General features: G+C 54.4%; 2 protein-coding genes. One reads left to right on the plus strand and one right to left on the minus strand.

Going from position 1 to position 2,329, the window contains the following annotated elements; all coding sequences use genetic code 11:
* Window positions 1-124 precede the first annotated feature (124 nt).
* Entirely contained in the window at window positions 125-1,765 is a 1,641-nt protein-coding gene (locus tag ACIGGE_RS17955) for a ShlB/FhaC/HecB family hemolysin secretion/activation protein (protein WP_196847753.1), read from the minus strand.
* Between the two features lie 148 nt (window positions 1,766-1,913).
* Between ACIGGE_RS17955 and ACIGGE_RS17960 the strand changes: the two genes are divergently transcribed.
* Window positions 1,914-2,329, plus strand: a 416-nt coding sequence (locus ACIGGE_RS17960; RefSeq protein WP_397491368.1) for a FecR domain-containing protein, incomplete at its 3' end; no start/stop codon positions are given.

Here is a 2,329-nt window from a genome sequence, read left to right on the forward strand (position 1 = left end):
GCCTCGGGATTCCCACAGCACATATATTGCTGACCAGGTTCAATGGCTCTTTGAAGTTTTCGCGAAACCCTTGCGGGGGCTTGACCGCTCACATCTTCGTCCCGAATTCGTGGCTATCAACAGCTTAGAATGACTGAGAGACCTGAAATCGAACCCGGGCTGAGCTATCTCCCGTATCGTAGCGCACGCCCGATAGTGGCACAGCAACTTCCAATCCGCCCGTGAGGCTTTTACCGATGTCAGCTCTAAAGCCGCCCCCTGAAGAAAAGAGGCTTCCACCGCCGAAGCCCTCATCAAGATTATATGCCTTACCACCATCCACGAACCCATAGAATTCCAGCTCAGCTAGTGGTCCCGGAAGACTGTCCCAGGAATAGTTCAGTTCCCCGTAGGCCAGAAGGGCCTGATCGCCGGTCCGTTCACTGTAGTCGTAGCCGCGAACGAAGTTAGCACCCCCAAGTCCCGTTTCTTCAGAGATGAGTAATGGCTGCGAGGCCAACTGTGAGCGGACCGCAACATTAATACCTAAATCGGCGACCACATTCTTTCGCCATCCGATATCGAACGTGGCTGTCGTGAAGGTTCCATCGGCATCCTGGCGGGATGATAAGGGATCTCCGAGCTGCGTTGCGTCGAAAAGATCCAGGCCCTGCTTAATCTGCGCATTGGCGCGCAACCATCCGCCGGCGAGACGTGAATAGCCGTAGATGCCAGCTGATACGGTGGTCAGTCGATCCTGGCGCGCGAGAGCTCCGTCACGACTTTGCTCAATTTGGCGATGGGAAGCGTCCGCGCGTATCCAGATACTCGAATTTTGTCGCCGGACCGCTGGATGCAAAAGCCCTAGCGATACTGTCCAACTCTCTCCACGAATATTGAACGGTTCGAGATATGCCCCGGGCGCACTGCGCGAAAAAGAGCCGGTGGCCGAGATTTCAGTTCCTTCGCGACTAACTCGTTTGCCGTATCGTACCTGACCAAAAACAAGCTCTTCGACCTCAGGCACTGTGTCGAGAATAAATACCTGTAAGGTGTCATCTTGGGCAAAGAGGCCATTGAATCTAACGTGTCCGTAGAGTTCGAGCGGCCCGAGCGGCTTCGATCCGTCATTGCCGAATGTCACGCTTCCACCGACACGCTCATAGGTGCCGTTTACCACAAGGATATTTCTGTTCTCTTCGCGCATGACACGGACGTTGCCCAGGGTTACCCCGTCGATATCTCCGGCCACGAGAAGGCTGCGCTCGAGGTCCACCGCCGTGACCGGTTGTCCCGATGCTAATTTTGATAGAGCTGCCACGACCGACCGGTTTTGCGCCCCCTCGATCCTAACCTCGTCGATTGCGCCTTCGTCGATGGTGACCTGAAGCACACCAGCAGTGATTTTTTGTGGCTCGACATAGACGCTTGCCAAGGGGAATTTCGCTTTCACCCGGTTTGCGAGCCGCTCGACTAGTTCGGTCAATTCGGATCCGCTCAGCGTGCGGCCGATGTAATTTTCGACAATATCCGAGAAATCGCCGCGCGCCATGACGTGCAGCCCATCGATAGCGATCGCGCCGACGAATACGTCATCCTGCGTTTGAAACGCAGTGGAAGTTTCTAAGATTTGCGGATCGCTTGTTGTTGGAATTTCTTCACGTTCATTCGTCACGCGTTCTTCTGCGCGACCCGGATCGACACGGTCGAGCGCGACCTGTCCATAGCAGGGCACAGCGAGCAAACTGAATGTTAACGAGGCGATGGCGAGGTAATTGCGACCCACGGGATCCTCTAAGTGTCTGATTAAGTTCTCGCGGGACTGCGCCTTAAAGATTTAGAAATCATAAAATTTGATCCCTGAGAAACCCTGTTCCTCAACCGTTGCCCCAAGCCTCTCCGTTACATCTGGCAAATTGAATGGAGTCGCACGCATGATCAAAACCCTCACCCGAAGTGTAACGGCTGCGCTACTTATTTGCGCAAGCTCACAAGCGATTGCGCAGTCGTCTGGCTGGATGGTGAGCGAGGTCAGCGGGCCTGTGTTCGTCGATCGGGATGGAAAGCGTGTCGCTGCACGGCGCGGTGCCACCGTGGAAGTAGGCGACACGATTGCGACTGGAGCAAGAGCCCGAGCGGTCCTTGTTCATCAAAATGACTTTGTGACTGTGGCTTCGAATAGCCGTGTTCGAATTCCCAAGGAGTCCAAGAATTCTTCGATAACCCAATTCTTCCAAGAAATCGGGAACGCTATCTTTCGTGTCGAAAAGAAGGGAACCCCGCATTTCAAAGTTGATACGCCTTACCTCGCTGCTGTCGTGAAGGGCACAACCTTTTCGGTTACGGTGGG

The organism is Qipengyuania sp. NPDC077410 (assembly GCF_044543405.1).
In the GTDB taxonomy this organism is placed as follows: Bacteria; Pseudomonadota; Alphaproteobacteria; order Sphingomonadales; family Sphingomonadaceae; genus Qipengyuania; species Qipengyuania pacifica.